We start from the raw sequence: 22,642 nt of genomic DNA, 5'->3' as shown, positions 1-22,642 counted from the left end.
GTGGCTGGTCAAGCGCTCCCACATCGACTTCGGTCGCGTGTGGTCCTGTTCCTGTTGAGCCGACGCCCTGCTTCGTCCCGCACTGCCGCTCGCGCCGTGACCGGCGCCTGAGCCCTTCTCCCCGCGTGCCCTCGCGTACACAACACAGCACCACCCTCCCCTCGCTCCAGGTGACGCAGGCTCAGCAGCTGCAGTCACACCCGCAGTCGCAGCAGTCACAGCCATCGCAGCAGTCGCCACAGTTGCTGCAGCAGTCACAGGCGTCGCAGCAGTCGCCGCAGTCGCACTGGCTGCACAGCCCCTCACGCCGCTGATGGCTCCAGGGGTCGTCGAAGGTGCCGCAGCACATCTGGCAGGTGCAGGCGAGCCCGGCCCACACCAGGCACCCCATGATGAGCCCGCGCCGGTCGCGCGGGGGCTCGGGCGGCGGCTGCGGCGGGCCGAAGGGTGCCCCGGGGCCGGTGGGGGCGTACGGATTGCCCGGCGGCGGCCCGAACGACCCTGCGGGCCCGCCTTCTGACGGATGGCCGGCTCCGGTCAGGAGCCCGCCGCCCTGATGCGAACAGGCGTCCGTGGCGAACGCGCGGTCCACCGACCGCCGCAGTTCGTGCGCCAGCAGCACGTGGGCCAGCTTGCCGTCGGCGAACTCCGCGTCGCGCAGCGCCAGCCGTACGCCGCGCAGCGCGTCGTCGCACAGCCGCCGGGCCTCGGCGCGCGAGGTGCCGGTCGCGGTGAGCGGGTTCCAGGCACCCGACGCGGCGTCAGCTTCCTGGTCCTCCACGGCATCCAGCAGATGCGCGAGGCGCCCGAAGAGGCGGCCGGCCTCGGCCAGCGGGGCGGCGTTCTGCGGCTTGCCCGCGAGTACGGCGGTGTGCGCGAAGGCCGCGGCGGTGGCGGTCTCGGTGGGCTCGGTGACCGTCAGCAGCGGGGTGCCGGGCCCCGCGAGCAGCTCGATGCCGGTCTGCCGGTCGACGGCGTCGACGAGCACCGCGGTGTCGAAGCCGAGCTGTGCGCCGGTGCGCGCCCCGGCCCGGTCCCAGCCCGCGGCGACCCGGCGCGCGGCCGCGGCCACCGGCCGGCGCGCCAACAGGCCGTCCCGGTCGGCGACGTGGTCACGCACCTTGGCGGAGGCCAGCACCAGCGAGACGGCGGCCGCGAGCCTGGCGCCCTCGCCGCGCGCGACCGGCGCGGTGCGCATGGCACGCAGCGGGCAGGGTCCGGCGGTACGCCGCTGCGCGGGGGTGCGCTCGGTCTGAGCCTCCGTCAGGACCGAGACGATCAGACCGTCGTAGTTGGTGACGATCCGGGCGAACTGCCCGTGATCGGAGCGAAGTGCCAGACAGAGCCCGCAGAGATGGGCCATCCACTCGGCCTTGAGCCCCTCCGACAGGCGGTGAGCGCAGGGCCTGACTATTCCGAACACGGCCGTCCCCCGGGAGTCGTTCAGCTGTGCGCGGCGCTCGGGCGCCCGCGCGACGTGCATCGTATCGAGTGACCCGTTCACCCGTACGTCCCCCATGTCACCCGTACGGACCGGAGGACCATATTTTCTTATCTCCAGGGCCCTTATGCAGGAGGAACCTTGACGAATCGCCACATCTTCTGCACCAGTACCGTCACGAATGCCCTGCGCGCCGCCTATCCCCTTGGCGCACGATCCGCATCATGGACGACCATAGGGATACGAAAGGCATGCGGAACGCCAAGGAACCGCGGTGAGAGGAGGCGTCCATGGGATCGGTGCGCAAGGCGAGTGCCTGGCTGGGCCTCGTAGAGGACAACGACGAGCGGTACTACGACGACGACGAGTACGCCGAAGGTGCACGGACCGGGACCGGTCAGGCCTGGGTGACCGATCCGCGGGTGCGGGTGGCATCGGAGGCGGCAGAGGAGACGGGCCGCCGGATCGCCACCGTGACCCCGGACAGCTTCCGGGACGCCCGGAGCATCGGAGAGCTCTTCCGGGACGGCGTCCCGGTGATCATGAACCTCACGTCCATGGACTCCGCCGACGCCAAGCGCGTCGTGGACTTCGCCGCAGGGCTGATCTTCGGACTGCGCGGGTCGATCGACCGCGTGGCCACCCGGGTCTTCCTGCTGACCCCCGCCGACACCCAGGTCGTCAACGGCGAAGCCGCCGGCCGGCCGGCCGACGGCTTCTTCAACCAGAGCTGAGCGGGGCGCTCACCGATCGGTCGGGCCGTCGTTCCGGTTCACCGGAACGCGTCCAGGCCGGTGAGCGCCTTGCCCAGTACCAGCTGGTGCATCTCCACGGTTCCTTCGTAGGTGAGCACCGACTCCAGATTCGTCGCGTGACGCATCACCGGGTACTCCAGTGAGATCCCGTTGGCGCCGAGGATCGTCCGCGAGGTGCGGCAGATCTCGATGGCCTCACGCACGTTGTTCAGCTTTCCGAAACTGACCTGCTCCGGGCGGAGCCTGCCCGCGTCCATCCGACGGCCCAGGTGGTGGGCGAGCAGGATGCCCTTGTGCAGTTCGACGGCCATGTCGGCGAGCTTGGCCTGGGTGAGCTGGAAGCCGCCGATCGGCTTCCCGAACTGCTCACGGGTCCTCGCGTAGTCGACGGCTGCCTCGAAGCTGGCCCGGGCGGCTCCCATGGCTCCCCAGACGATGCCGTAGCGGGCGTGGCTGAGACAGCTGAGAGGGCCGCGCAGCCCGGTGACGCCGGGCAGTACGGCATCGCCGGGCAGCCGCACCTCGTCCAGGATCAGCTCACTGGTGACCGAGGCGCGCAGCGACCACTTGTGCCGGATCTCGGGGGCGGAGAAGCCGGGGGCGTCGGTCGGCACCACGAATCCGCGGATGCCGCTGCCCGCACTCCCCTCGTCGGTCTGCGCCCAGACGACGGCCACCCCGGCGACCGAGCCGTTGGTGATCCACATCTTGCGCCCGCTGAGCACCCAGTCCTCGCCGTCGCGCTTGGCGTACGTGCGCATGCCGGCCGGGTCGGAGCCGTGGTCGGGTTCGGTGAGGCCGAAGCAGCCGATGATCTCGCCGGCCGCCATGCCGGGCAGCCACTGCCGCTTCTGCTCCTCGGAGCCGAAGCGGTGGATGGCGTACATGGCGAGGGAGCCCTGTACGGAGACGAGGGAGCGGATCCCGGAGTCGGCGGCCTCCAGCTCCAGGCAGGCCAGTCCGTACTGGACCGCGGTCGCGCCCGCGCAGCCGTACCCCTGGAGGGACATGCCCAGGGCCCCGAGCGAACCGAGCTCGCGGGCCAGCTCGCGGATGCCGGGCAGCTCGCCGTTCTCGTACCACTCGGCGATGTGCGGCAGGACCCGGTCACCGGCCCAGGCCCGGACGGTGTCACGGATCGCGAGGTCGTCGGCGCCCAGGAGATCGTCGATGCCGATCGGGTCGCGGGGGTCGAAGGGCGGGAGTTTCGAGGACGGAGCGGTGGACACGAGGGGGTACCTCCGGCGGCTCGCACGGTACTGAGGTCGGTGGGGAACGGGTCGGTGGGAACACCAAAAACTAGCAGTGTTAGTTACGACGCCGTGCCGACGTTACGACTCAGTGTGCCGCGCGTCCAGAGCCCGTCGCCTCGGCCGGCCGGCGCCGCGCGGGCAGCCGCAGCAGCACCTCGGCCCGCTCCCGGTCCGGCAGCTCGCGCGGCTGCGGGAGCTCGTGGTGGCCGGCCGCGTCGCGCTGCCCGGGCACCTCCTGGCCGGCAGCGGACTCCGCGGGCTCGCAGATCAGCGGCGGGCACTCCATCACCCGCGGCAGCTTGAGCGCGGCGAGCGCCCCCAGCAGCAGCAGCCCGGCGCTGACCAGCAGTGTGATGTGCAGTCCGCCGATGAAGGCGTCCCGGGCCGTGGAGCGCAGCACGGTGCCCAGCGGACCGCCGAGCTGGGCGGCGACCTGGTAGGCCTCGCCTAGCGAGTGGGAGGCGGCGGCGCCCGCCGACGCGGGGACGCCCTCCTTGGGCAGCCCGGCCAGACCGGGGGTGTACGCGGCGTTCATGACGCTGCCGAGCAGAGCGATCCCCATGCCGGCGCCCAGCTGGTAGGAGGTCTCCCCTATCGCCGCCGCGCCTCCGGCCCGGTCGGCGGGGGCCTCGCTGAGCATCGACTCGTACGCCCCGAAGAGCGTGGACTGCAGGCCGAAGCCCAGGATGACGAAGGAGGCGGTCAGCAGGCCGGGCCGGTCGTGCTGGCCCATCGCGGTCAGCATCAGCACCGCGACGGCCGTCAGGACGAAGCCCCAGCCGACCATCCGGCGCGGCCCGATCCTGCGCAGTGTGTACGAGCCGGTGGCGCCGGCGGCCATGGCTGCGAAGGTGAGCGGCAGCAGCCGCAGACCGGTCTCCAGCGGGCTGAGGTCCAGGACGAGCTGGAGGTACTGGACGGCGATCAGCTCCAGGCCGACCAGGGCCAGCATGGCGAGGACGATGCAGCCCACCGCGGTGGAGAACGCGGGCCGGGCGAACATCCCGATGTCGATCAGCGGATGGGTCCGCCGCCTCTGCCGGCGGACGAACGCGGTCAGCAGCGCGGCCCCGGCCAGCAGCGGCACCAGGGTGCCGGGACCGAGCAGCCCCTCGCCGGTCCCCGCCCGCTTCACGCCGAGGACCACGCCGAGCACCCCGGCAGCGGCCATCAGCGCGCCGAACACGTCCCAGGGTCCGTCGGCGCTGCCGCGGGACTCGGGGAGCAGCACCCGGGCGACCGGCAGGATCAGGGCCATCAGCGGGATGTTGATCAGGAAGACCGAACCCCACCAGAAGTGTTCGACGAGAAAGCCGCCGATGACCGGCCCGGTGGCGGCGCCGACGGCGGCGACGGCGGTCCACACGCCGATCGCCACGGCCCGCTCGCGGCGGTCGGGGAAGACCTGCCGCAGGATCGACAGGGTCGCCGGCATGATCATGGCGCCGCCGACGCCGAGCATGGCCCGCGCCGCTATGAGCACGCCCGCGCTGTCGGCCAGGGCGGCGACGGCGGAGGCGACCCCGAAGAGCGCGTAGCCGAGCAGCAGGATGCGCCGCCGCCCGACGCGGTCACCGAGGGTGCCGAAGAGGATCAGCAGGGAGGCACAGACCAGCGGGTAGGCGTCGACGATCCACAGCAGCCCGACGGCACTGGGCCGCAGGTCCTCGGTGACGGCGGGGACGGCGACGTGCAGCACCGTGGCGTCGAGCGCCACGAGCAGCAGACTGAGGCAGAGAACGACCAGGACGACCCATCGATTGGCTCCGTCGGCGGCTGCGCGCAGGCGGATTCGGGCTGTGGTCGTCCCGGACATGCATCTACCTCCCAAAAGGTCCCTCGCGCTCGGCAGGCCCCCCGGGGATCCAGCGTCCGCTGTCCCTCCGGGCCCGGCATCGACGGGCGAGTGATGCGCCAGCGTACGCGAGTTCGGCAGGGCCACACGTGGCCCATCTCATACCCCGTCGCGCCGTCGAGTGTGGCGTACGCCACTGCGGGCGCTCGCCCCGGGCCCCCTCATGGCCACCGCCTCGACCTGCGACGACCGGCCGGTGGGCCGCTGGGACACGGGTTCCCGGAGCGTTCACGGGGGTTCGAGGGGCTCGCGTCGGGTCCCCGCCGAAGGCATCCAGTAACCGGACCGATACCGTCCGTTCGGCCCCGCGGGAGCCCGGGGCAATAGCACTTCGCCATCCGGTGCGCTTTTCCTTCAATCACCGAATTCGCTTGGGGAACGGCCGCCGAGTAAATGCGGGGGAAGCACCCCGGGATTCTCCGGGCCGCGGGAAAATGCAACCGGACTGAGACATAGTCCACATCACATCGTCATCACAAAGCGGCCGGATCGACCGGGCCACCCACTCACTCGCTGTAACGTCGATTGGGTGCGTACCGACATCTTTGCCCGTCTGGACCGGGAGCCGGAACCGCCGAAGATAGAGACACCGCGGATGAGCCGTCACCGCATCGCTCTCTTCGGCGGGACGTTGGCGTTCTATGTGGCCATCGTCGTTGCCGTGCTCATGTCGTCCTGGCTGGTGACCCTCGACTGGAAGGTCATGCTCTTCCGGCCGTACCAGCAGTGGCCGGGCATCCACGCCTTCCTCGACTACTACGTCGTCCTCGGCCAGCGCGGACCGACGGCGGTCATGGTCGCCTGCTGGCTGGGCTGGCGCTCCTGGCGGCAGCACACCCTGCGGCCCCTGCTCACGCTGGGCGCCTCACTGCTGCTGCTCAACGTGACGGTGGGCGCGGTCAAGATCGGCCTCGGCCGGCTCGGACCGCACTACGCCACCCAGATCGGCTCGGCGGAGCTCTTCGCCGGCGGCGATATATTTCCCTCCGGCCACACCGCCAACGCCGTCGTGACCTGGGGAATCCTCGCCTACCTGGCGGCCACCCCGAGGGCCAGGCGGTACCTGTCGGCCATGTCGGCGATCGTCTCGCTCGGCGTCGGTCTGACCACGGTCTACCTCGGCACGCACTGGCTCAGCGACGTGGTCCTCGGCTGGGCGGCGGGACTGCTGATCCTGCTGGGACTGCCCTGGGTGGAACCGCTGATCACCCGGGCCGAGAACTGGATCTTCGCCGCCCGCGAGCGCCTGGGCGCGCGTGGCGGGGCCCCGGCCCCGGCACCCGTCGCGGCGGACACCCCCCGGCCCGTGCCGGCCGCCGTGCCCGCCGTGGGCGAGGCGGCGGCGCAGAGCGAGGCCCGGGAGCCGGTCGGTGCGAGCGGACCCCCCACGGCCGTGGTCACGGCCGTCACCGGCCGCCCGCGCGCCCACAGCACGCCTCCGGCCCACCAGGGCCATCCGGCGCGCTCCGAGCGGACACCGGTCACCCCGGCCGGCAGCCGCCGCCCGCCGCACGCGGACCGCACACCGCGCGGTGGTACGGCTCCGGCCCGGCCGGTGGCCGGCGGCTGACCGCACAGCCTCGCGGGAGCGGCGCGCACCACCCCGTACAGCACGAAGGCCCCGACTCCGGTCGGGGCCTTCGCCGTGCGTCGGGGGCGGGGAGTCTCAGCCGGTCCAGCAGCGCCTGACGACGCCCCCGTCGACCTCGAAGTTGATGCGGCCGCCCAGGAACTCCATGGTGATGACGGTGCCCGGCGGCAGGGCTCGGACCGTGGTCCAGCCGCGCTCCCGGGCCCGCCGTTCGGCGGTCTCGGCGGCGAGGCCGACGTATGCGCCGGTGGCGTCGTCGGGCTGGGCGGAAGGAGTCGGTATGGGTGCCATGCCTCTCACCGTAGGCGGCCGCGCGCGGCGGCGGAAGCCGGGGCACCACCCCGCCGCAGCGCATCCTCACGTACCTCGCCGGTCACACTTGTGTCACAGGATCACCACAGGCGAACCCTTCGAACTTCTTCACCCGAACGTGCGATTCAGCATGGGACACACAGTAATCACACAGGACCGGAAACGATCATCGGCAGGGGTCGGAATGGGCCGGAAAACAAGCGGAATACTCACTACCGGGTGACGTCGAATTTTCGCCGCAATGACCCCCGTAAATGAACACACCACCGGGAATTCACCCTTCCTTATCGCACCCTTATCCGGAGGTGACGATATCCACACCACCGCACCACCCCGCCGCTCCGGGCACCGGTCCGCCCGTATAGCGGACACCCGGATCATCCGCATTCCGGCACCGGCACCGCCCCTGGCAACCGCCCCGGCACGCGCGCACAGCGCGTCCGCCGGGGCCCGGCACACAGGCGGACACCGCCCCCTTCACGCGCAGGTGCGACTCCCTGTCATTCAGGGACGTGTCCACGCATATCGGGTGTGACCGTCGTGCCCGGTTCGATTCTGTTCCCCTTCTCGCGTGACCCCGGCAGCGGCTCACCCGTTGTGTCCTTCATGAGCCGGGAACCGCCCGGCGCACGTACCGAGTTCGAGGAGCCACCCGTGCCGCGCATGCTCGACGTCAGCGAGGACGTACGCGCCGAGATCGGCGACGCCGAAGCCGACCGGCTGCTCGTCGGCGACAACGCCCCCGGCAGTTACGACTGCACCTCCTGCCGCACCCCCGGCGACTCCGAGCAGGAGCGCACCAGCACGGTGCTGTTCGTCGGCGACGAGACGGCCGTCCTCGCCTTCGCCCACGCGACCTGCATCCCCTCCCAGGTCGTCCAGGTCGCCGAGGAGCAGCTGCAGGGGGCCGTCCGCAGCATCACCGGCGGCGAGCAGGAGGAACAGGACCGGCTCACGCCCGATCAGGCGGTCCTGGGCATCACCAGCGGCCTCGTCCTGATCGACGACGAGCTGCACCCCGCCCTGGTCGTCGAGCCGACCGGGGCGATCGCCCGCCCCGGCACGGACGGCAGTGGCGGTGACGAGTTCCTCCAGCTGCTCCTGGAGCAGGGATTCCACCCGGTGCAGCGGATGGACCAGGTGCCCGAGGTGCTGCACGGCTGGTCGATCCTGCTGGCCATGGGGCAGCTGCACGCCGTGCTCCAGCCCGGCACGGGCGGCGGCTCCCCGGTGGCCTGGTGGCAGGCGCACGCGCCCCTCCAGGTCACCGAGGGCTGGCGGACGGCGGCCAACAAGTCGCAGACCGTGCTGGTCTACGCCGCACCGGCCGGCTCGATCGGCCAGCAGCCCCGCGAGGACCTGCTGCGCGACGCCCTGGAGAAGGCCGCGGCCGGCGGAATCCTGGTCGCCGCGGCGATGCCGCTGGCCGGGACCTGATCATGTCCGTGCACCCCGTGCACCCGCGGCGAACAGCTATTTCTCCCGCGGGACCGCATCCGACGGACGGCGGGGTCGTTGGCACATACGTGCACTCATACGACCCCTCCCACCAGCGTCCGAGCCCGATCCCTGCGATGCGTCCCGCGCAGGACCCATCGGGCGGCCCGTCCCACACCCCGATCTACGACGCGCTGTACTCCGAGTACCGCAGGTCGTTCCGGGCGTTGCCAGGTGACCGGAGCGGCGAGGAGAGTCTGGGCCTGCCGGCCTTCGGGGCCGGGCTCTTCGGCTCCCGGACCTCCCTGAGCAGCCACTCGGGGCACGGCGGGACGGGCAGCACGGCCGGTGGCACGGGCGGGCACGGCAGCGGGCCGAGCACCCACACCGGGAGCCTCGGCTCGTGGCAGCGCGTCGGACGGCACGCGGGGCGCGTCCAGCCTGCGGCGCTGCCGCCGGGCTCTCGGGGAGCCTGACCGCACGCAAGAGCCCCTGACCGCTCGTACACCGAGTGGTCAGGGGCTCCGTCGTGTCCGGGGCTCCTGGAGCCCCTGAGACGCCGTGACGCCGTCCCTGGCGCTCACGCGCCGGGCGGCGTCACCGGTCGGCTACTTGTTGCGGCCGCGCTTCTCGCGGACCCGCACCGAGATGTGGATCGGGGTGCCCTCGAAGCCGAACTCCTCGCGCAGCCGGCGCTCGACGAAGCGGCGGTAACCGTGCTCCAGGAAACCGGACGCGAAGAGCACGAAGCGCGGCGGCTTGGTGCCCGCCTGGGTGCCGAAGAGGATGCGCGGCTGCTTGCCGCCGCGGACGGGGTGCGGGTGGGAGGCGACGATCTCGCCGAGGAAGGCGTTGAGCCGACCCGTCGGGACGCGGGTCTCCCAGCCGTCCAGGGCGGTCTCGATCGCCGGGACCAGCTTCTCCATGTGCCGGCCGGTGAGGGCCGAGACGTTGACCCGGGGGGCCCACGCGACCTGCGCGAGCTCCGTCTCGATCTCGCGCTCCAGGTAGTAGCGGCGCTCCTCGTCGAGGGTGTCCCACTTGTTGAAGGCGACGACGATCGCGCGTCCGGCCTCGACGGCCATGGTCACGATGCGCTGGTCCTGCACGCTGATCGACTCGCTGGAGTCGATCAGGATGACGGCGACCTCGGCCTTCTCCACGGCGGCGGCGGTACGCAGCGAGGCGTAGTAGTCCGCGCCCTCCTGGAGGTGGACGCGGCGCCGGATGCCGGCCGTGTCGATGAACTTCCAGGTGATGCCGCCGAGCGTGATCAGCTCGTCGACCGGGTCACGGGTGGTGCCGGCCAGCTCGTTGACGACGACGCGGTCCTCGTTCGCCACCTTGTTCAGCAGCGAGGACTTGCCGACGTTCGGGCGGCCGATCAGCGCGATGCGGCGCGGTCCGCCGAGCGCGGTGCCGAACGACTGGGCCGGGGCCTCGGGAAGCGCCTCCAGGACGGCGTCCAGCATGTCGCCGGTGCCGCGGCCGTGCAGCGAGGAGACGGGGTGCGGCTGGCCGAGACCGAGCGACCAGAGCGCGGTGGCGTCCGCCTCGCCGCTCTGCCCGTCGACCTTGTTGGCGCAGAGCACGACCGGCTTGCCGGAGCGCCGCAGCAGCTTGACGACGGCTTCGTCGGTGTCGGTGGCGCCGACCGTGGAGTCGACGACGAAGACGACCGCGTCGGCCATCTCGATCGCGTACTCGGCCTGGGCGGCCACGGAGGCGTCCAGACCGAGGACGTCCTGCTCCCAGCCGCCGGTGTCGACGACCTTGAAGCGGCGGCCCGCCCACTCGGCCTCGTAGCTGACGCGGTCACGGGTGACGCCCGGCTTGTCCTGGACGACGGCCTCACGACGGCCGATGATCCGGTTGACCAGCGTCGACTTGCCGACGTTGGGGCGGCCGACGACGGCGAGAGCGGGGAGCGGTCCATGACCGGCCTCGCCAATGGCTCCCTCGACGTCCTCGGGGTCGAACCCCTCCTGCGCGGCGAGCTCCATGAACTCCGCGTACTCGGCATCGCCAAGTGCTCCGTGCTCGTGGTCCGAGCCGCCGGAGTGAATCTGGTCGTTCATGAAGTCCGTTCCTCTTTGCATCATCATCGATGGACCACGCAGCACGCGGTCCACTACTCAAGTCTTACCCGGTGCGCCCGGTGAGGCGCCCGGCCTGCTCCAGGTGGCCGGTCAGCCGCCCCTGGATCCGCACGGTCGCCTCGTCCAGCGCCCTGCGCGTCCGACGGCCGCTGCCGCCCACCACGCCCTCTTGCGCCGCGAATGCCTCACCGAAGACGACATCGACGCGGCTGCGCAGCGGAGGCAGTGCCGATATCAACCGTCCGCGGCGCTCCGTGCTTCCCAGTACGGCCACGGGCACGATCGGCGCTCCGCTCCGTACCGCGAAATACGCGAGCCCGGCGCGCAGCGAGGCGAAGTTCCCTTCGCCCCTGGTGCCCTCGGGGAAGATCCCGAGCACCCCGCCGTCCTCCAGCACGCCGAGGGCGTGGGTGATGGCGGTGCGATCGACGGTCGTGCGGTCCACCTTCAGCTGACCGATTCCGCGCAGGAACGGGTCCAGGGGGCCGACGAACGCCTCTTTCTTGATCAGGAAGTGGACGGGCCGGGGCGCGGTGCCCATCAGCATCGGCCCGTCGATGTTGTGCGAGTGGTTCACCGCGAGTATGACGGGTCCGGAGGCGGGGACCCGCCACGCGCCGAGGACACGGGGCTTGAAGAGCCCGTACATCAGCCCGATCCCGATGCCGCGCCCGACCGCCGCTCCGCGCAGCGTGGGTGCGCCCGTGGCAGGTGTCACTTCGCGGCCTGCTTCTCCCCGACGAGGGTGACGACGCACTCGATGACCTGCTGGAGGGTCAGCTCGGTGGTGTCCACCTCGACCGCGTCGTCCGCCTTGGCCAGGGGCGAGGTCTTGCGGCCGGAGTCCGCGGCGTCCCGCTTGATCAGCGCCTCCTTGGTGGCGGCGAGATCGGAGCCCTTGACCTCACCGCTGCGGCGGGCGGCACGCGCCTCGGGCGACGCGGTCAGGAAGATCTTGATGTCGGCCTCGGGCAGCACGGTGGTGCCGATGTCGCGGCCCTCGACCACGATGCCCTTCTCCGCCCCGGCGGCGATGGTGCGCTGGAGCTCGGTGATCCGGGTGCGCACCTCGGGGACGGCGCTGACGGCGCTGACCTTGGAGGTGACCTCCTGGGTACGGATCGGGCCGGCGGCGTCCTCGCCGTCGACGGTGATCGTGGGGCCGGTGGGGTCGGTGCCGGAGACGATGACCGGCTTGGCGGCCGCCGTCGCCACCTCCGTCGCGTCGTGGACGTCGATGCCGTTGTTCAGCATCCACCAGGTGATCGCCCGGTACTGGGCACCGGTGTCCAGGTAGCTGAGGCCGAGCTGGGCGGCGACGGCCTTGGACGTGCTGGACTTGCCGGTGCCGGAGGGGCCGTCGATGGCGACGATCACTGCGGCCGGGGCGGTCCGGGCGGCGGTGCTTACGGTTTCCACGGTGGTGGACACCTTCCTGGTACACGGGGTGGGCGGGACGGGGACGCGCGAACCCGCCCCGCACAAGGTTACCGAGTGTCGGCGTGCTCCCGACCACCCCTGTGGACAAGTGCCTCCCGGCCCGGTGCCCCAAGGGCTACTGCCGGATCGACCAGCCGCGCTCGCGCAGGGCGTCGCTCAGCGCGGGGGCCGCACTCGGCTCGACCATGAGCTGGACCAGACCCGCCTGCTGACCGGTCGCGTGCTCGATCCGCACGTCCTCGACGTTGACCCCGGCCCGGCCCGCGTCGGCGAAGATCCCGGCCAGCTCGCCGGGGCGGTCGCTGATGAGGACGGCCACGATCTCGTACGAGGAGGGGGCGGCGCCGTGCTTGCCGGGGACCCTGACGCGGCCGGCGTTGCCGCGGCGCAGGACGTCCTGGATCCCCTCGGTGCCCGCGCGCCGCTTGTCCTCGTCGGCGGACTGGAGCCCGCGCAGGGCGGTGACGGTCTCGTCGAGGTCGGCGGCGACCCCGGCGAGGACGTCGGCGACGGGTCCGGGGTTGGCGGACAGGATCTCCACCCACATCCGCGGGTCGGATGCCGCGATCCTGGTGACGTCCCTGATGCCCTGCCCGCACAGGCGCACCGCGGTCTCGTCGGCCTCCTCCAGCCGGGCGGCGACCATCGACGAGATCAGCTGCGGGGTGTGGGAGACGAGGGCGACGGCCCGGTCGTGGGCGTCGGCGTCCATGACGACCGGGACGGCGCGGCAGAGCGCGACGAGCTCCAGGGCGAGGTTCAGCACCTCGGTGTCGGTGTCACGGGTGGGCGTGAGCACCCAGGGGCGGCCCTCGAAGAGGTCGGCGGTGCCCGCGAGCGGGCCCGAGCGCTCCTTGCCGGCCATGGGGTGCGTACCGATGTAGGGGGTGAGGTCGACGCCGAGCGCCTCCAGCTCGCGGCGCGGGCCGCCCTTGACGCTCGCGACGTCGAGGTAGCCGCGGGCGACACCGTCGCTCATGGCGGCGGCCAGCACGGTCGCGGTGTGGGCCGGCGGCACGGCGACGATCGCCAGGTCGACGCGGCCCTCCGGCGGTGTGTCCGTGCCGGCGCCGAGGGCGGCCGCCGTGCGGGCCGACTCCGGGTCGTGGTCGACGAGGTGGACCGTGATGCCGCGCCCGGAGAGGGCGAGGGCTGCGGAGGTGCCGACGAGGCCCGTTCCGATGACGACGGCGGTTCTCACTGGGCGATGTCCTTGCGGAGGGCGGCGGTGGCGCCGAGGTAGACGTGGGCGATCTCGGACTTGGCGAGATACGTCTCGACATGGGCGAGGATCCGCACCACCCGGGGCATGGCACCTTCGATGTCCAGCTCCTGGGCGCAGATCAGCGGTACGTCGACGATACCGATCCCGCGCGCCGCGGCGGCCGGGAAGTCGCAGTGCAGATCGGGGGTGGCCGTGAACCAGATGCTGATCAGGTCGTCGGGGACCAGGCTGTTGCGTTCGAGGACGGCGGTGAGCAGGGCGCTGACCTGCTCGTCCATGTGTCCGGCCTCGTCCCGCTCCAGCTGGACGGCTCCGCGGACCGCTCGTACCGCCACGTCGTGCTCCTTGCCTGTGCCTGCCGCATCTGCGCTTGTGTTTCAGCGTAGAGGGGCGGTGCCTTCCGCTGCCGGGCCGCCCTGTCCGTGAGACGCGGCGACGGCATGCGCGCGGGCGCGGGTGCCGTGGTGCGGTCCCCCGCACCCGCGCCCGGCGGCACGGTTCAGAGCTGCTGCTCCCGGATCAGGTCCTCGATCGAGCCGCCCTGGGGCACCTCACCGGCCGGAGTCAGTTTGTCGACAGTCTTCGGCAGCGACCTGGCGATCTCGTCCGCGGCCTGCTCGGTGGAGACCCCGGCGTCCTGAGCGACCTTCCGGAGCGTCTCGTCCGGCAGGGCCTCGGCGATCTGCGCGCCGCTGACCGGCTTGTTCTCGCCGGTGCCGACCCACGACTGCGCCTGGTCGACGAGCCCGGACTTCGTGAGCATGCCGATCAGCCCTTCGAGTGCGTTGCCGCTGCCGCCGCTCCCGCCCTTGGCCCCGCCCAGCGCTCCGAGCAGTGAGCCGAGGATGTTCCCGGCGCCACCGGCGCCACCGCTCTGACCACTGCCGCCCAGCAGACCGCCGAGCAGGCTACCGAGATCGTTTCCCGCCATGGTTCCGCCTTCCGAAAGGGGATGATTCATCGACAATGTCGGCCAGATCCGGAGCCGCTGCCACTCGGACGCGACGGCCCCCTCGCGTACCCTCCCCGCATGATCACTCCCGGCGACGAGGCCCTGGTGCGCGACCACACGGTCTACTCCTGTGTGATGGGCTCGCGGGCGTTCGGTCTGGCCACGGACGCCAGCGACACCGACCGGCGCGGGGTGTTCCTCGCCCCGACCCCGCTGTTCTGGCGGTTCGACAAGCCTCCGACGCATGTCGAGGGGCCGGCCGACGAGCAGTTCTCCTGGGAGCTGGAGCGGTTCTGCGAGCTGGCGCTGCGGGCCAATCCGAACGTGCTGGAGTGCCTGCACTCGCCCCTGGTGGAGCGGATCGACGCGACCGGCCGGGAACTCCTCTCGTTGCGCGGGGCCTTCCTGTCCCGGCAGGCCCATCAGACCTTCGTCCGGTACGCGCTGGGGCAGCGCCGCAAGCTGGAGGCCGATGTCCGGCAGTACGGGGCGCCGCGCTGGAAGCACGCGATGCACCTGCTCCGGCTGCTGACGAGCTGCCGGGACCTGCTGCGCACCGGCGAGCTCATCATCGAGGTGGGGTCCGCCAGGGAGGAGCTGCTGGCGGTCAAGCGGGGCGAGGTGGCCTGGCCGGAGGTGGAGCGGCGGATGACCCGGCTGGCGACGGAGGGCGACGAGGCGGCCGCCGTCTCCCCGCTGCCGGAGCTGCCGGACCGGGCACGGATCGAGGACTTCCTGATCCGTGCCCGGCGGGCGTCGGCCCTGGCGGTGTCACCGGCCGGTGAGGGCCCTACGGGCTGAACCCGGCAGCCGCGACCGGCCACCGGCCGCCCCTCAGACCGCTGCCGCCTGCACAGCCGCCGGTTCCGGGACCGCCCGCGGGGCGAGCCGGGCGCGTACCACCAGGTCGTGCAGCGCGTCGAACGCGCCCGGAGCATCCGGGAGCCCCGAGCCGGCCTGCGCCTCGTCGAGCACCCGGTGCAGCGACTCCACGTCCCGGGCCGCGGTGGGACCGTCCACCCCGTCCGCTCCCCCGTGCTCGGCCGCGGCCTTGGCCGTGATCAGTCCGGGGAGGTAGGACGGCGCCGCCACCCGGTCGAGGAGCGAGGGCAGATGGGCCAGCACCTCGCCGTCGCGCATCAGGTGGATGCCGGTGAGCAGCGCCCGGAAGGTGTACAGGAGCGGCTTCAGTTCGCCGGTCTTCTCGAAGAGCCGCCACTGGGTGCCGGCGAACCCCCGGTAGTGGTGGGCGTGGTTGCGGGTCAGGACGCCGGGGGCGAGCGCCACCAGCTCCGCGTGCGCGGCCGTCGTGTGCACGACCAGGGGCGAGAGCAGCTGTTCCAGCACGTAGCCGTTCGGCTTCAGCATCAGCCGGACGAACTTGCGGAGGTCATGGGTGACCAGGTCCATCTCCACCCCGTCGTCGCTGTCCCACATCCGCGAGCGGGTCTCCTCGGGCTCCCGGAGCCCGACGAGGTCCTCGGCGGGCAGGATGTGGACCCCCCGCAGGTCCACATCCGAGTCCCGGGAGGGGAACCCGTACAGATGCGCCCCGGAGACCGTGGCGAACAGCAGCGGGTGGCGTTCCCCGGCGATGACGGGGGCGAGGTCCGTGACCGGCAGTCCGGCCTCCTGGAGGCCGGTGATGTCGTGGCGCATGGCTCAAGCGTCCCAGAGCGCCGCCAGCGACAGGAGATCGCTCCGGTACTCGATCCGCTCGGACCACTCCTTGGGCCAGGCCGCCGAGCCGAGGTGCGCGCCGGCCAGGGCGCCGGTCAGGCAGCCGAGCGAGTCCGAGTCGCCCCGGGTGCACGCGGCCCGGCGCAGGGCGGTGACGGGTTCGTCGGGGAAGAGCAGGAAGCAGTGCAGGGCGGTGGCGATGGCCTCCTCGGCGATCCAGCCGTCTCCGGTGCTCTCGCAGGGGTCGGTCTCCGGCGACGGGTGGCGCAGGGCGTCCTGGACCCGGGCCAGGGCGGTCAGGCACTCGTCCCAGCCGCGCTGGATGTACTGCTCCGGGGTGGAGTCGCCCGCGTAGCGCCAGAGGTCCCCGAGCCAGCGGGTGAGGTAGCGGCTGCTGTTCTCGTAGGCGTAGCTGCGCAGCTGACCGATCAGGCCCATCGGCTCGGCGCCCTGCGCCAGCAGGTACACCGCGCGGGCGGTCAGGTCGGAAGCGGCGAGCGCGGTCGGGTGTCCGTGGGTGAGGGCGGCCTGGAGCTGGGCGGCGCCGGCGCGCTGTTCCTCGCTGAGGCCGGGGACGAGGCCGACGGGAGCGACGCGCATGTTGGCGCCGCAGCCCTTGGAGCCGGTCTGGCTGGCCTCCTGCCAGAGCCGGTCGCTGTCGAGCAGCCGGCAGGCGGTCATGCAGGTGCGGCCGGGGGCGCGGTTGTTGTCGGGTGAGTGGTACCAGGCGACGAACTCGTCGCGCACCGGCCGCACGAGGCGCAGCGGGGTGAGCAGTCCGCTGTCCGTGGCGGTGCGGATTCCGCGGCCGAGGGCCAGGGTCATCTGGGTGTCGTCGGTGACGATCGCCGGCTTCGGCAGCCGCATCTGGCGCCACGGCCCGCACTTGGCGAGGATCGAGGGGACGTTGTTGAACTCGGTCGGGAAGCCCAGTGCGTCGCCGAGCGCGAGCCCGGTGAGCGCGCCGGTGGCGGCCTGTTTGGTGAGGGTCCTGGTCACGATCATGCGCTTCTTCCTTCCGGTCGCAGGAGTGGGGGGTGCAGGGCGGTCGCGGCACCCGCCCGGTACAGGGCGGCCGGTTTCCCCCGTCCGCCGGTGCGGCGCGGCGATCCTTCCGAGGCCTGGACGAAGCCGGGCGTGGTGAGGACCTTGCGCCGGAAGTTGGGCCGGTCCAGCTCGACGCCCCAGACCGTCTCGTACACCTGCTGGAGCTCTCCCAGGGTGAATTCGGGCGGGCAGAACGCGGTGGCCAGGCAGGTGTACTCGAGTTTGGCGCCGATCCTGGTGCGGGCGTGGCCGAGAATGCGGTCGTGGTCGAAGGCGAGCGTGCCGAGGTGTCCGGCGTCCCACCACTGGGCGCTGGCCGCGTCGCCGCCGCCGCGCGGTTCGGGCAGGTCGGGGACGAGGGCGGCGTAGGCGACGGAGACGACCCGCATCCTCGGGTCGCGGTCCGGTTCGCTGTAGGTGCGCAACTGCTCCAGGTGGAGGGCCGAGACGGTGTCCTCGGTCAGTCCGGTCTCCTCGGCCAGTTCCCTGCGCGCCGCGGTCCCGGCGGACTCCCGGGGCAGTACGAAGCCGCCGGGCAGTGCCCAGCGGCCCTTGTACGGATCCTCGCCGCGTTCGACGAGCAGGACGTGCAGCCGCGACTCGCGGACCGTGAAGACGGCGAGGTCGACGGTGACGGCGAAGGGTTCGAAGGCGTGCGGGTCGTACCCCTCGGGGGCGGCGGCGTCGCTCATCGTCGCTCCGGGAGGGGTGCGGCGAAGTCCCAGCCGGCGGCGAGCAGCGCGTCGACGGCCGCGACGGCGGCGGTCAGCCGGTCCTGACGGCTGCCGGTGATCTCGGTGAACGTGCGTCCGGTACGGGTGAGTTCGGCGCGGAAGCGGTCGGTCATCCAGGGCCGCAGCTCCTCGCCGTCGCGCAGTCCGTCGTCCTCGAAGGCGACGCCCTCGTGGTCGGTGAGGAGCCACAGGTGGTGGGTGACCCGGTCGGCCGTCCGCTCGACCAGGGGGTTGCGGCCGCCGACGTACCGCTCGTGCCACACGGTCGTGGCGAAGGAGTCCGTGTCGCAGACGAGCAGCGGCGAACCGGTGCGGGCGGCGGCCTCCTCGCGGGCGTTCTGGGTCTCGGCGATGAGGGGGAAGTCATGGGTGGTGAAGGAGACGTCCTCCCACTGGGCCCCGGGCCACCGGGCGCGCAGCGCGGCCAGCTTCTGCTCGCTGAACTCGCGTCCGTACTCGGCGACATAGCCGGTGTGCGCCCAGATGCCGCCGCGCCGGCGGTAGTGGCCCGCGAGGTCGCGGGCCAGGGTGGTGGTGCCGGTGGACTCGGCTCCGAGGACGACGACCCGGCGGGCGAGCGCGGCCCGGACCGGCGGTTCGAGGAAGTCCCAGCAGCCGGCCGGATCCGCGCGCACGGCGGTGCCGGAGACCGGGAAGACGCTGCGTGCGGGGTCGACGCAGACGGACTCGGCGCCGAAGCGGCGGGCGAGTTCGTCCCCGTACGACTCCGAGGTGAAGACGGCGTCCACGGGTTCGGGCACGGCTCCGGTGAAGACCGCCATGTGGGCGTCCCAGACCGCCGGGTCGTGGAGATCCATCCGGGTGTCGTCCACGGCACCCACCACCGTCACGTCCGGGTGCACCTCGCGCATCCACGCGACCCGGTCGGCGAGCGGTACGGATTCCACCGAGGAGGCGCAGACCAGCACGGTCAGCCGCTCGCAGCGGTCCTGGGCGGTGCGGACGAGGTGGTGGTGGCCGGCGTGCGGGGGGTAGAACTTCCCGAGCACCAGCCCGTGTCCGAAGGGCTTCATGCCACGGCCTCCACGGGTTCCTGCGGGCGGACGGCGAGGTCCCGGGTCCAGTTGCGCAGGCCGATCAGGCACAGCGTCAGGAACCCGGCGTACAGCAGCGAGGTCAGATAGAGCTCCTTGTACGCGTACAGCGGGATGTACACGAGGTCGGCGGCGATCCACAGCCACCACGACTCGACGAGCTTCCGGCACTGCCCGTACGTCGCCGCGAGGGACAGCGCGGTCGTCAGCGCGTCCCAGAAGGGCACGGTCGAGTCGGTGGCCCGGCCGAGCAGCACGGTCAGGGCGAGGGTCCCCACCGCCCCTGCCGCGAGCAGCCCGGTCCACTCGGTGCGGGTGGTGCGCCGCACCGGCAGTCCGTCCGTCCCTGGTCCACCCCCGTGGGTCCAGGTCCACCAGCCGTACGCGGCAAGGACGATGAAGACGATCTGGAGACCCGCGTCCGCGTAGAGCCCGGACTGGGTGAACAGCAGGATGAAGAAGACGTTGTTGGCGATGCCGATCGGCCAGTTGGCGAGGTGCTGGCGGGCCACGAGCCAGACGCACAGCGCCCCGCTGCCGAAGCCCAGCACCTCGGTCCAGCTGACCGGGGTGTCCAGAACCGTCACCAGGGGTTGCTGCAGGGGATCGAGTACGTCCGCGAGACTCACGCCCGCCTCCTTAATAGTCACTCTGACTATAAAGGCAGAACGGGGGCAGCAAAAGGCCCGCGGCCGGTTCCTGTTCGAAAGTCGGAGGTCGGGAATCGACCACCGGGAACAGGGAACCGGCCGCGGGCCGTGAAGCGGTGAGCGGGGTGGTCTACAGACCGACCTCGCGCATCAGCATGCCCACTTCGGTGTTGGTGAGCCGGCGCAGCCAGCCCGACTTCTGGTCGCCCAGCGGGATCGGTCCGAAGGACGTGCGCACGAGCCGCTCGACGGGGAAGCCGGCCTCGGCCAGCATCCGGCGGACGATGTGCTTGCGGCCCTCGTGGAGGGTGACCTCGACGAGGTAGTTCTTGCCGGTGTTCTCGACGACGCGGAAGTGGTCGGCGCGGGCGTACCCGTCCTCCAGCTGGATGCCGTCCTTGAGCCGCTTGCCCAGGTCGCGCGGGAGCGGGCCCTGGATGGCCGCGAGGTAGGTCTTCTTCACGCCGTACTTCGGGTGGGTGAGACGGTGGGCCAGCTCGCCGTGGTTGGTGAGCATGATGATGCCCTCGGTCTCGGTGTCCAGCCGGCCGACGTGGAAGAGACGCGTCTCACGGTTGGTGACGTAGTCGCCGAGGCACTGGCGGCCGTCCGGGTCCTCCATGGAGGAGACGACACCGGCCGGCTTGTTCAGCGCGAAGAAGAGGTACGACTGGGTGGCGACGGTCAGGCCGTCGACCTTGATCTCGTCGTGGTGGACGTCGACGCGCATGCCCTGCTCGACGACGATCTCACCGTTCACCTCGACGCGGGACTGCTCGATGAGCTCCTCGCACGCGCGGCGGGAGCCCATGCCGGCCCGGGCGAGGACCTTCTGCAGCCGCTCGCCCTCCTGCTCGGCGCCCGGGTGGGTCTTGGGCGTGTTGATCTCGGGCTTGTTCGCGTACCTGTCACGGTTGCGCTGCTCGATCTTGGCGTCGAGCTCGCGCGGGCGGGCCTGGGCGCCGTACGGGGTACGTCGCGGACCGCCGCTCCTGGCGGAGCCGGGCGTCGCCGCCTTCGGGCCGCCCTTGGCACCGCCGCGGGCCGACGCGCCGCGGCCCTTGCGGGTGCCGCCGTCGCCGCCCGGCTTGTCGTTGCCCACGTCGTAGCGGCGCTCCTCGGGGCGGGGCCGGCGGGGGCGCTGCTCCTGGTTGTCGTCGCGCCCGGAGCCGGACACGCGGGGGCTCGGGTTGCTGTTCCGGCCGGTGCCGCTGTTGTTCCTGCCGCCCGCGCCGCCGCTCCTGCCGCCCGCGCCGCCGCTGCTCCTGCCGCCGCCGCTGCCGCCGCTGCTCCTGCCGCCCGCGCCGCCGCCGCTCCTGCCGCCGCCGCTGCCGCTTCCGCTGTTCCTGCCACTGCTTCGCATCAAAAATCCGTCTTGTCGTCTGCGTGAGTATCCGGGGTGTCCGGTGCGTCCGGATCGAACGACGGCACACCCTCTAGCGTCTCAGCCTCGATCGCGTCCGCCTCGGGGAGGAAGGGCGCGAGCTCCGGGAGCTCATCCAGGCCACGCAGGCCCATCCGCTCCAGAAAGTAGTTCGTCGTCCTGTACAGGATCGCACCTGTTTCGGGTTCCGCGCCCGCTTCCTCTACCAGACCCCTCTGCAGCAGGGTCCGCATGACCCCGTCACAGTTCACTCCACGCACCGCGGAAACCCTCGAACGGCTCACCGGCTGGCGGTACGCGACGACCGCCAGGGTCTCCAGCGCGGCCTGGGTGAGACGGGCGTGCTGGCCGTCCAGGACGAAGCCCTCGACCGCCGCCGCGTACTCCGGGCGGGTGTAGAAGCGCCAGCCGCCCGCGACCAGCCTGAGGTCGAAACCGCGGCGCTGCACGGTGTACTCGTCGGCCAGCTCCCGCAGCGCGTCCGCGACGGCCCGCCGGGGCCGCTCCAGCACCTTGGCCAGGTGCTCCTCGGTGGCGGGCTCGTCGACGACCATGAGGACGGCCTCCAGGGCCGGCTTGAGATCGAGCTCCGCGACGGTGGAACCGGTGACGTCCTGCTCGCTCATGCCTTCACGTCCCTCTGCGCGTCCCGCACGTCCTGTGCCTCCTGGTCGAACTCGTCCGTCACGGCCGGCTCCGCTCCCTCTCCCCCGGCCCAGCGCACCATGAGCTCGCCGAGCGCCTCGTCCTGGTCCAGGGCGACGGCCTTCTCCCGGTAGAGCTCCAGCAGCGCCAGGAACCGTGCGACGACGGTGAGGGTGTCCGGGGCGTCCGCGGTCAGCTCCCGGAAGCTGATCTCGCCCGCCTCCCGCAGCCGCTCCACCACGATCCCGGCCTGCTCGCGCACGCTGACCAGCGGGGCGTGGATGTGGTCGATGTAGACCTGGGGCCTGGGCTTCGGCTGCATCGCCTTCACGGCGAGCCGGGCGAAGCCCTCGGCCCCGATGCTGATGACGACGTCGGGCAGCAGTTCCGCGTGATGCGGTTCCAGTCCGACGGTACGGGGGAAGCGCCGGCCCTCGGATTCGAGACGGGCGCTGAAGATCTCGGCGATGCGCTTGTACGCGCGGTACTGGAGCAGTCGCGCGAAGAGCAGGTCCCTTGCCTCCAGGAGCGCCAGGTCGCCCTCGTCCTCCACCTCGGCGGAGGGCAGCAGCCGGGCCGCCTTCAGGTCGAGGAGGGTCGCGGCGACCACGAGGAACTCGGTGGTCTGGTCGAGGTCCCAGTCGGGCCCCATGGCCCGGATGTGGGCCATGAACTCGTCGGTGACCTTGGACAGGGCGACCTCGGTCACATCCAGCTTGTGCTTGGAGATGAGCTGGAGCAGGAGATCGAACGGCCCCTCGAAGTTCGCCAGCCGAACGGTGAAACGCCCGTCGTCGGGAGTGGGGGCGGGAGCGGGAGCGGGGGCTACCGCCGCAGGGGCCTCGTCGACCACAGGCACGTCGTCCACCACTGGCGCCTCGTCGATCACAGACGCCTCGTCCACCACCGGCACCTCAAGCACCACCGGCGCCGGATCCACCGCAGGCACGTCGTCCACCACCGCCGGGAGGACGTCCCCCGGCACGGGTCCCCCGCCCGGCCCGCGGCCCAGTGGGCGGCGGGAGGTGCGGGCGGGCTGGTCGGGCGTCGGCATGGGGTTCCAGGGTGCGGCGGGACACGGTCGGCG

At 72.0% G+C, this 22,642-nt stretch carries 23 protein-coding genes; 5 read left to right on the top strand and 18 right to left on the bottom strand.

The genetic code is table 11. The annotated features are described in order from the left end of the window. Positions 1-181 precede the first annotated feature (181 nt). Entirely contained in the window at positions 182-1,483 is a 1,302-nt protein-coding gene (locus OG521_31195; protein WUW24986.1) for a DUF5685 family protein, read from the bottom strand. A gap of 248 nt (positions 1,484-1,731) precedes the next feature. Here OG521_31195 and sepF point away from each other — a divergent pair, with 248 nt between their 5' ends. Beyond that, positions 1,732-2,175 (top strand): cell division protein SepF, encoded by a 444-nt coding sequence (gene sepF, locus OG521_31190; GenBank protein ID WUW24985.1) that lies wholly within the window; start codon positions 1,732-1,734, stop codon positions 2,173-2,175. A 38-nt stretch (positions 2,176-2,213) separates the two neighbouring features. On the opposite strand, the gene OG521_31185 is transcribed toward sepF, so the two are convergent. Then, positions 2,214-3,425: an acyl-CoA dehydrogenase family protein gene (locus OG521_31185; GenBank protein WUW24984.1), complete on the bottom strand. Its 1,212-nt coding sequence runs from the start codon at positions 3,423-3,425 to the stop codon at positions 2,214-2,216. A 109-nt stretch (positions 3,426-3,534) separates the two neighbouring features. Further along, positions 3,535-5,265, bottom strand: coding sequence for an MFS transporter (locus OG521_31180; protein ID WUW24983.1), 1,731 nt, complete (start codon positions 5,263-5,265; stop codon positions 3,535-3,537). Positions 5,266-5,833: 568 nt separating this feature from the next. On the opposite strand from OG521_31180, the gene OG521_31175 reads away from it, so the two are divergent. Next, positions 5,834-6,874, top strand: coding sequence for a phosphatase PAP2 family protein (locus tag OG521_31175; protein WUW24982.1), 1,041 nt, complete (start codon positions 5,834-5,836; stop codon positions 6,872-6,874). 96 nt (positions 6,875-6,970) lie between these two features. Here the strand turns inward: OG521_31175 and OG521_31170 are convergent, their stop codons facing one another. Beyond that, positions 6,971-7,186 carry an I78 family peptidase inhibitor gene (locus OG521_31170; GenBank protein WUW24981.1) on the bottom strand — a complete coding sequence of 72 codons (216 nt, stop codon included), beginning with the start codon at positions 7,184-7,186 and terminating at the stop codon, positions 6,971-6,973. Positions 7,187-7,861: 675 nt separating this feature from the next. On the opposite strand from OG521_31170, the gene OG521_31165 reads away from it, so the two are divergent. Both OG521_31165 and OG521_31160 read left to right on the top strand, forming a co-directional pair. After that, the gene (locus OG521_31165) at positions 7,862-8,644 is read left to right on the top strand and encodes a hypothetical protein (GenBank protein ID WUW24980.1); all 783 of its coding nucleotides are present in this window, start codon (positions 7,862-7,864) and stop codon (positions 8,642-8,644) included. A gap of 137 nt (positions 8,645-8,781) precedes the next feature. After that, positions 8,782-9,120 (top strand): hypothetical protein, encoded by a 339-nt coding sequence (locus OG521_31160; GenBank protein ID WUW24979.1) that lies wholly within the window; start codon positions 8,782-8,784, stop codon positions 9,118-9,120. A gap of 132 nt (positions 9,121-9,252) precedes the next feature. Here the strand turns inward: OG521_31160 and der are convergent, their stop codons facing one another. The 6 genes from der to OG521_31130 form a co-directional block, all read right to left on the bottom strand. Further along, the gene (gene der / locus OG521_31155; protein ID WUW24978.1) at positions 9,253-10,722 is read right to left on the bottom strand and encodes a ribosome biogenesis GTPase Der; all 1,470 of its coding nucleotides are present in this window, start codon (positions 10,720-10,722) and stop codon (positions 9,253-9,255) included. A 64-nt stretch (positions 10,723-10,786) separates the two neighbouring features. Further along, on the bottom strand, positions 10,787-11,461 hold the full coding sequence (locus tag OG521_31150) for a 1-acyl-sn-glycerol-3-phosphate acyltransferase (protein ID WUW24977.1): 675 nt from the start codon (positions 11,459-11,461) through the stop codon (positions 10,787-10,789). After that, positions 11,458-12,174 (bottom strand): (d)CMP kinase, encoded by a 717-nt coding sequence (gene cmk / locus OG521_31145; protein ID WUW24976.1) that lies wholly within the window; start codon positions 12,172-12,174, stop codon positions 11,458-11,460. Before cmk ends, OG521_31150 begins: the two co-directional genes overlap by 4 nt. Before the next feature lie 124 nt (positions 12,175-12,298). Next, the gene (locus OG521_31140; GenBank protein ID WUW24975.1) at positions 12,299-13,384 is read right to left on the bottom strand and encodes a prephenate dehydrogenase; all 1,086 of its coding nucleotides are present in this window, start codon (positions 13,382-13,384) and stop codon (positions 12,299-12,301) included. After that, on the bottom strand, positions 13,381-13,743 hold the full coding sequence (gene aroH / locus OG521_31135; protein WUW24974.1) for a chorismate mutase: 363 nt from the start codon (positions 13,741-13,743) through the stop codon (positions 13,381-13,383). Before aroH ends, OG521_31140 begins: the two co-directional genes overlap by 4 nt. Positions 13,744-13,907: 164 nt before the next feature. After that, on the bottom strand, positions 13,908-14,339 hold the full coding sequence (locus OG521_31130) for a YidB family protein (GenBank protein ID WUW24973.1): 432 nt from the start codon (positions 14,337-14,339) through the stop codon (positions 13,908-13,910). Between the two features lie 99 nt (positions 14,340-14,438). Between OG521_31130 and OG521_31125 the strand changes: the two genes are divergently transcribed. Beyond that, positions 14,439-15,161 carry a nucleotidyltransferase domain-containing protein gene (locus tag OG521_31125; protein WUW24972.1) on the top strand — a complete coding sequence of 241 codons (723 nt, stop codon included), beginning with the start codon at positions 14,439-14,441 and terminating at the stop codon, positions 15,159-15,161. A gap of 33 nt (positions 15,162-15,194) precedes the next feature. On the opposite strand, the gene OG521_31120 is transcribed toward OG521_31125, so the two are convergent. The 8 genes from OG521_31120 to OG521_31085 form a co-directional block, all read right to left on the bottom strand. Further along, positions 15,195-16,019 (bottom strand): nucleotidyltransferase domain-containing protein, encoded by an 825-nt coding sequence (locus tag OG521_31120; GenBank protein ID WUW24971.1) that lies wholly within the window; start codon positions 16,017-16,019, stop codon positions 15,195-15,197. 3 nt (positions 16,020-16,022) lie between these two features. Beyond that, a complete protein-coding gene (locus OG521_31115; GenBank protein ID WUW24970.1) occupies positions 16,023-17,045 on the bottom strand; it encodes an ADP-ribosylglycohydrolase family protein in 1,023 nt (340 codons plus the stop codon). After that, positions 17,042-17,779: an NUDIX hydrolase gene (locus OG521_31110; protein ID WUW24969.1), complete on the bottom strand. Its 738-nt coding sequence runs from the start codon at positions 17,777-17,779 to the stop codon at positions 17,042-17,044. The genes OG521_31115 and OG521_31110 overlap by 4 nt, the downstream gene beginning before the upstream one ends. After that, a complete protein-coding gene (locus OG521_31105; GenBank protein ID WUW24968.1) occupies positions 17,776-18,855 on the bottom strand; it encodes an AAA family ATPase in 1,080 nt (359 codons plus the stop codon). The genes OG521_31110 and OG521_31105 overlap by 4 nt, the downstream gene beginning before the upstream one ends. After that, a complete protein-coding gene (pnuC, locus tag OG521_31100) occupies positions 18,852-19,505 on the bottom strand; it encodes a nicotinamide riboside transporter PnuC (protein ID WUW24967.1) in 654 nt (217 codons plus the stop codon). Before pnuC ends, OG521_31105 begins: the two co-directional genes overlap by 4 nt. A 151-nt stretch (positions 19,506-19,656) precedes the next feature. Continuing rightward, positions 19,657-20,889, bottom strand: coding sequence for an rRNA pseudouridine synthase (locus OG521_31095; GenBank protein WUW24966.1), 1,233 nt, complete (start codon positions 20,887-20,889; stop codon positions 19,657-19,659). Next, entirely contained in the window at positions 20,889-21,536 is a 648-nt protein-coding gene (gene scpB / locus OG521_31090) for an SMC-Scp complex subunit ScpB (GenBank protein WUW24965.1), read from the bottom strand. Before scpB ends, OG521_31095 begins: the two co-directional genes overlap by 1 nt. Then, on the bottom strand, positions 21,533-22,609 hold the full coding sequence (locus OG521_31085) for a segregation/condensation protein A (protein ID WUW24964.1): 1,077 nt from the start codon (positions 22,607-22,609) through the stop codon (positions 21,533-21,535). Before OG521_31085 ends, scpB begins: the two co-directional genes overlap by 4 nt. Between the last annotated feature and the right edge of the window lie 33 nt (positions 22,610-22,642).

Origin of the sequence: Streptomyces sp. NBC_01463 (assembly GCA_036227345.1) — a bacterium.
Lineage (GTDB): Bacteria > Actinomycetota > Actinomycetes > Streptomycetales > Streptomycetaceae > Streptomyces.
This window is presented reverse-complemented; position numbering and strand designations above follow the sequence as displayed.

Coding starts and splice junctions, on each gene's coding strand:
- OG521_31195 (WUW24986.1), bottom strand. CDS start 1,483: ATGCACGTCGCGCGGGCGCCCGAGCGCCGCGCACAGCTGAACGACTCC.
- sepF (WUW24985.1), top strand. CDS start 1,732: ATGGGATCGGTGCGCAAGGCGAGTGCCTGGCTGGGCCTCGTAGAGGAC.
- OG521_31180 (WUW24983.1), bottom strand. CDS start 5,265: ATGTCCGGGACGACCACAGCCCGAATCCGCCTGCGCGCAGCCGCCGAC.
- OG521_31170 (WUW24981.1), bottom strand. CDS start 7,186: ATGGCACCCATACCGACTCCTTCCGCCCAGCCCGACGACGCCACCGGC.
- OG521_31160 (WUW24979.1), top strand. CDS start 8,782: ATGCGTCCCGCGCAGGACCCATCGGGCGGCCCGTCCCACACCCCGATC.
- der (WUW24978.1), bottom strand. CDS start 10,722: ATGAACGACCAGATTCACTCCGGCGGCTCGGACCACGAGCACGGAGCA.
- OG521_31130 (WUW24973.1), bottom strand. CDS start 14,339: ATGGCGGGAAACGATCTCGGTAGCCTGCTCGGCGGTCTGCTGGGCGGC.
- OG521_31125 (WUW24972.1), top strand. CDS start 14,439: ATGATCACTCCCGGCGACGAGGCCCTGGTGCGCGACCACACGGTCTAC.
- OG521_31120 (WUW24971.1), bottom strand. CDS start 16,019: ATGCGCCACGACATCACCGGCCTCCAGGAGGCCGGACTGCCGGTCACG.
- OG521_31115 (WUW24970.1), bottom strand. CDS start 17,045: ATGATCGTGACCAGGACCCTCACCAAACAGGCCGCCACCGGCGCGCTC.
- OG521_31110 (WUW24969.1), bottom strand. CDS start 17,779: ATGAGCGACGCCGCCGCCCCCGAGGGGTACGACCCGCACGCCTTCGAA.
- OG521_31105 (WUW24968.1), bottom strand. CDS start 18,855: ATGAAGCCCTTCGGACACGGGCTGGTGCTCGGGAAGTTCTACCCCCCG.
- OG521_31095 (WUW24966.1), bottom strand. CDS start 20,889: ATGCGAAGCAGTGGCAGGAACAGCGGAAGCGGCAGCGGCGGCGGCAGG.
- scpB (WUW24965.1), bottom strand. CDS start 21,536: ATGAGCGAGCAGGACGTCACCGGTTCCACCGTCGCGGAGCTCGATCTC.
- OG521_31085 (WUW24964.1), bottom strand. CDS start 22,609: ATGCCGACGCCCGACCAGCCCGCCCGCACCTCCCGCCGCCCACTGGGC.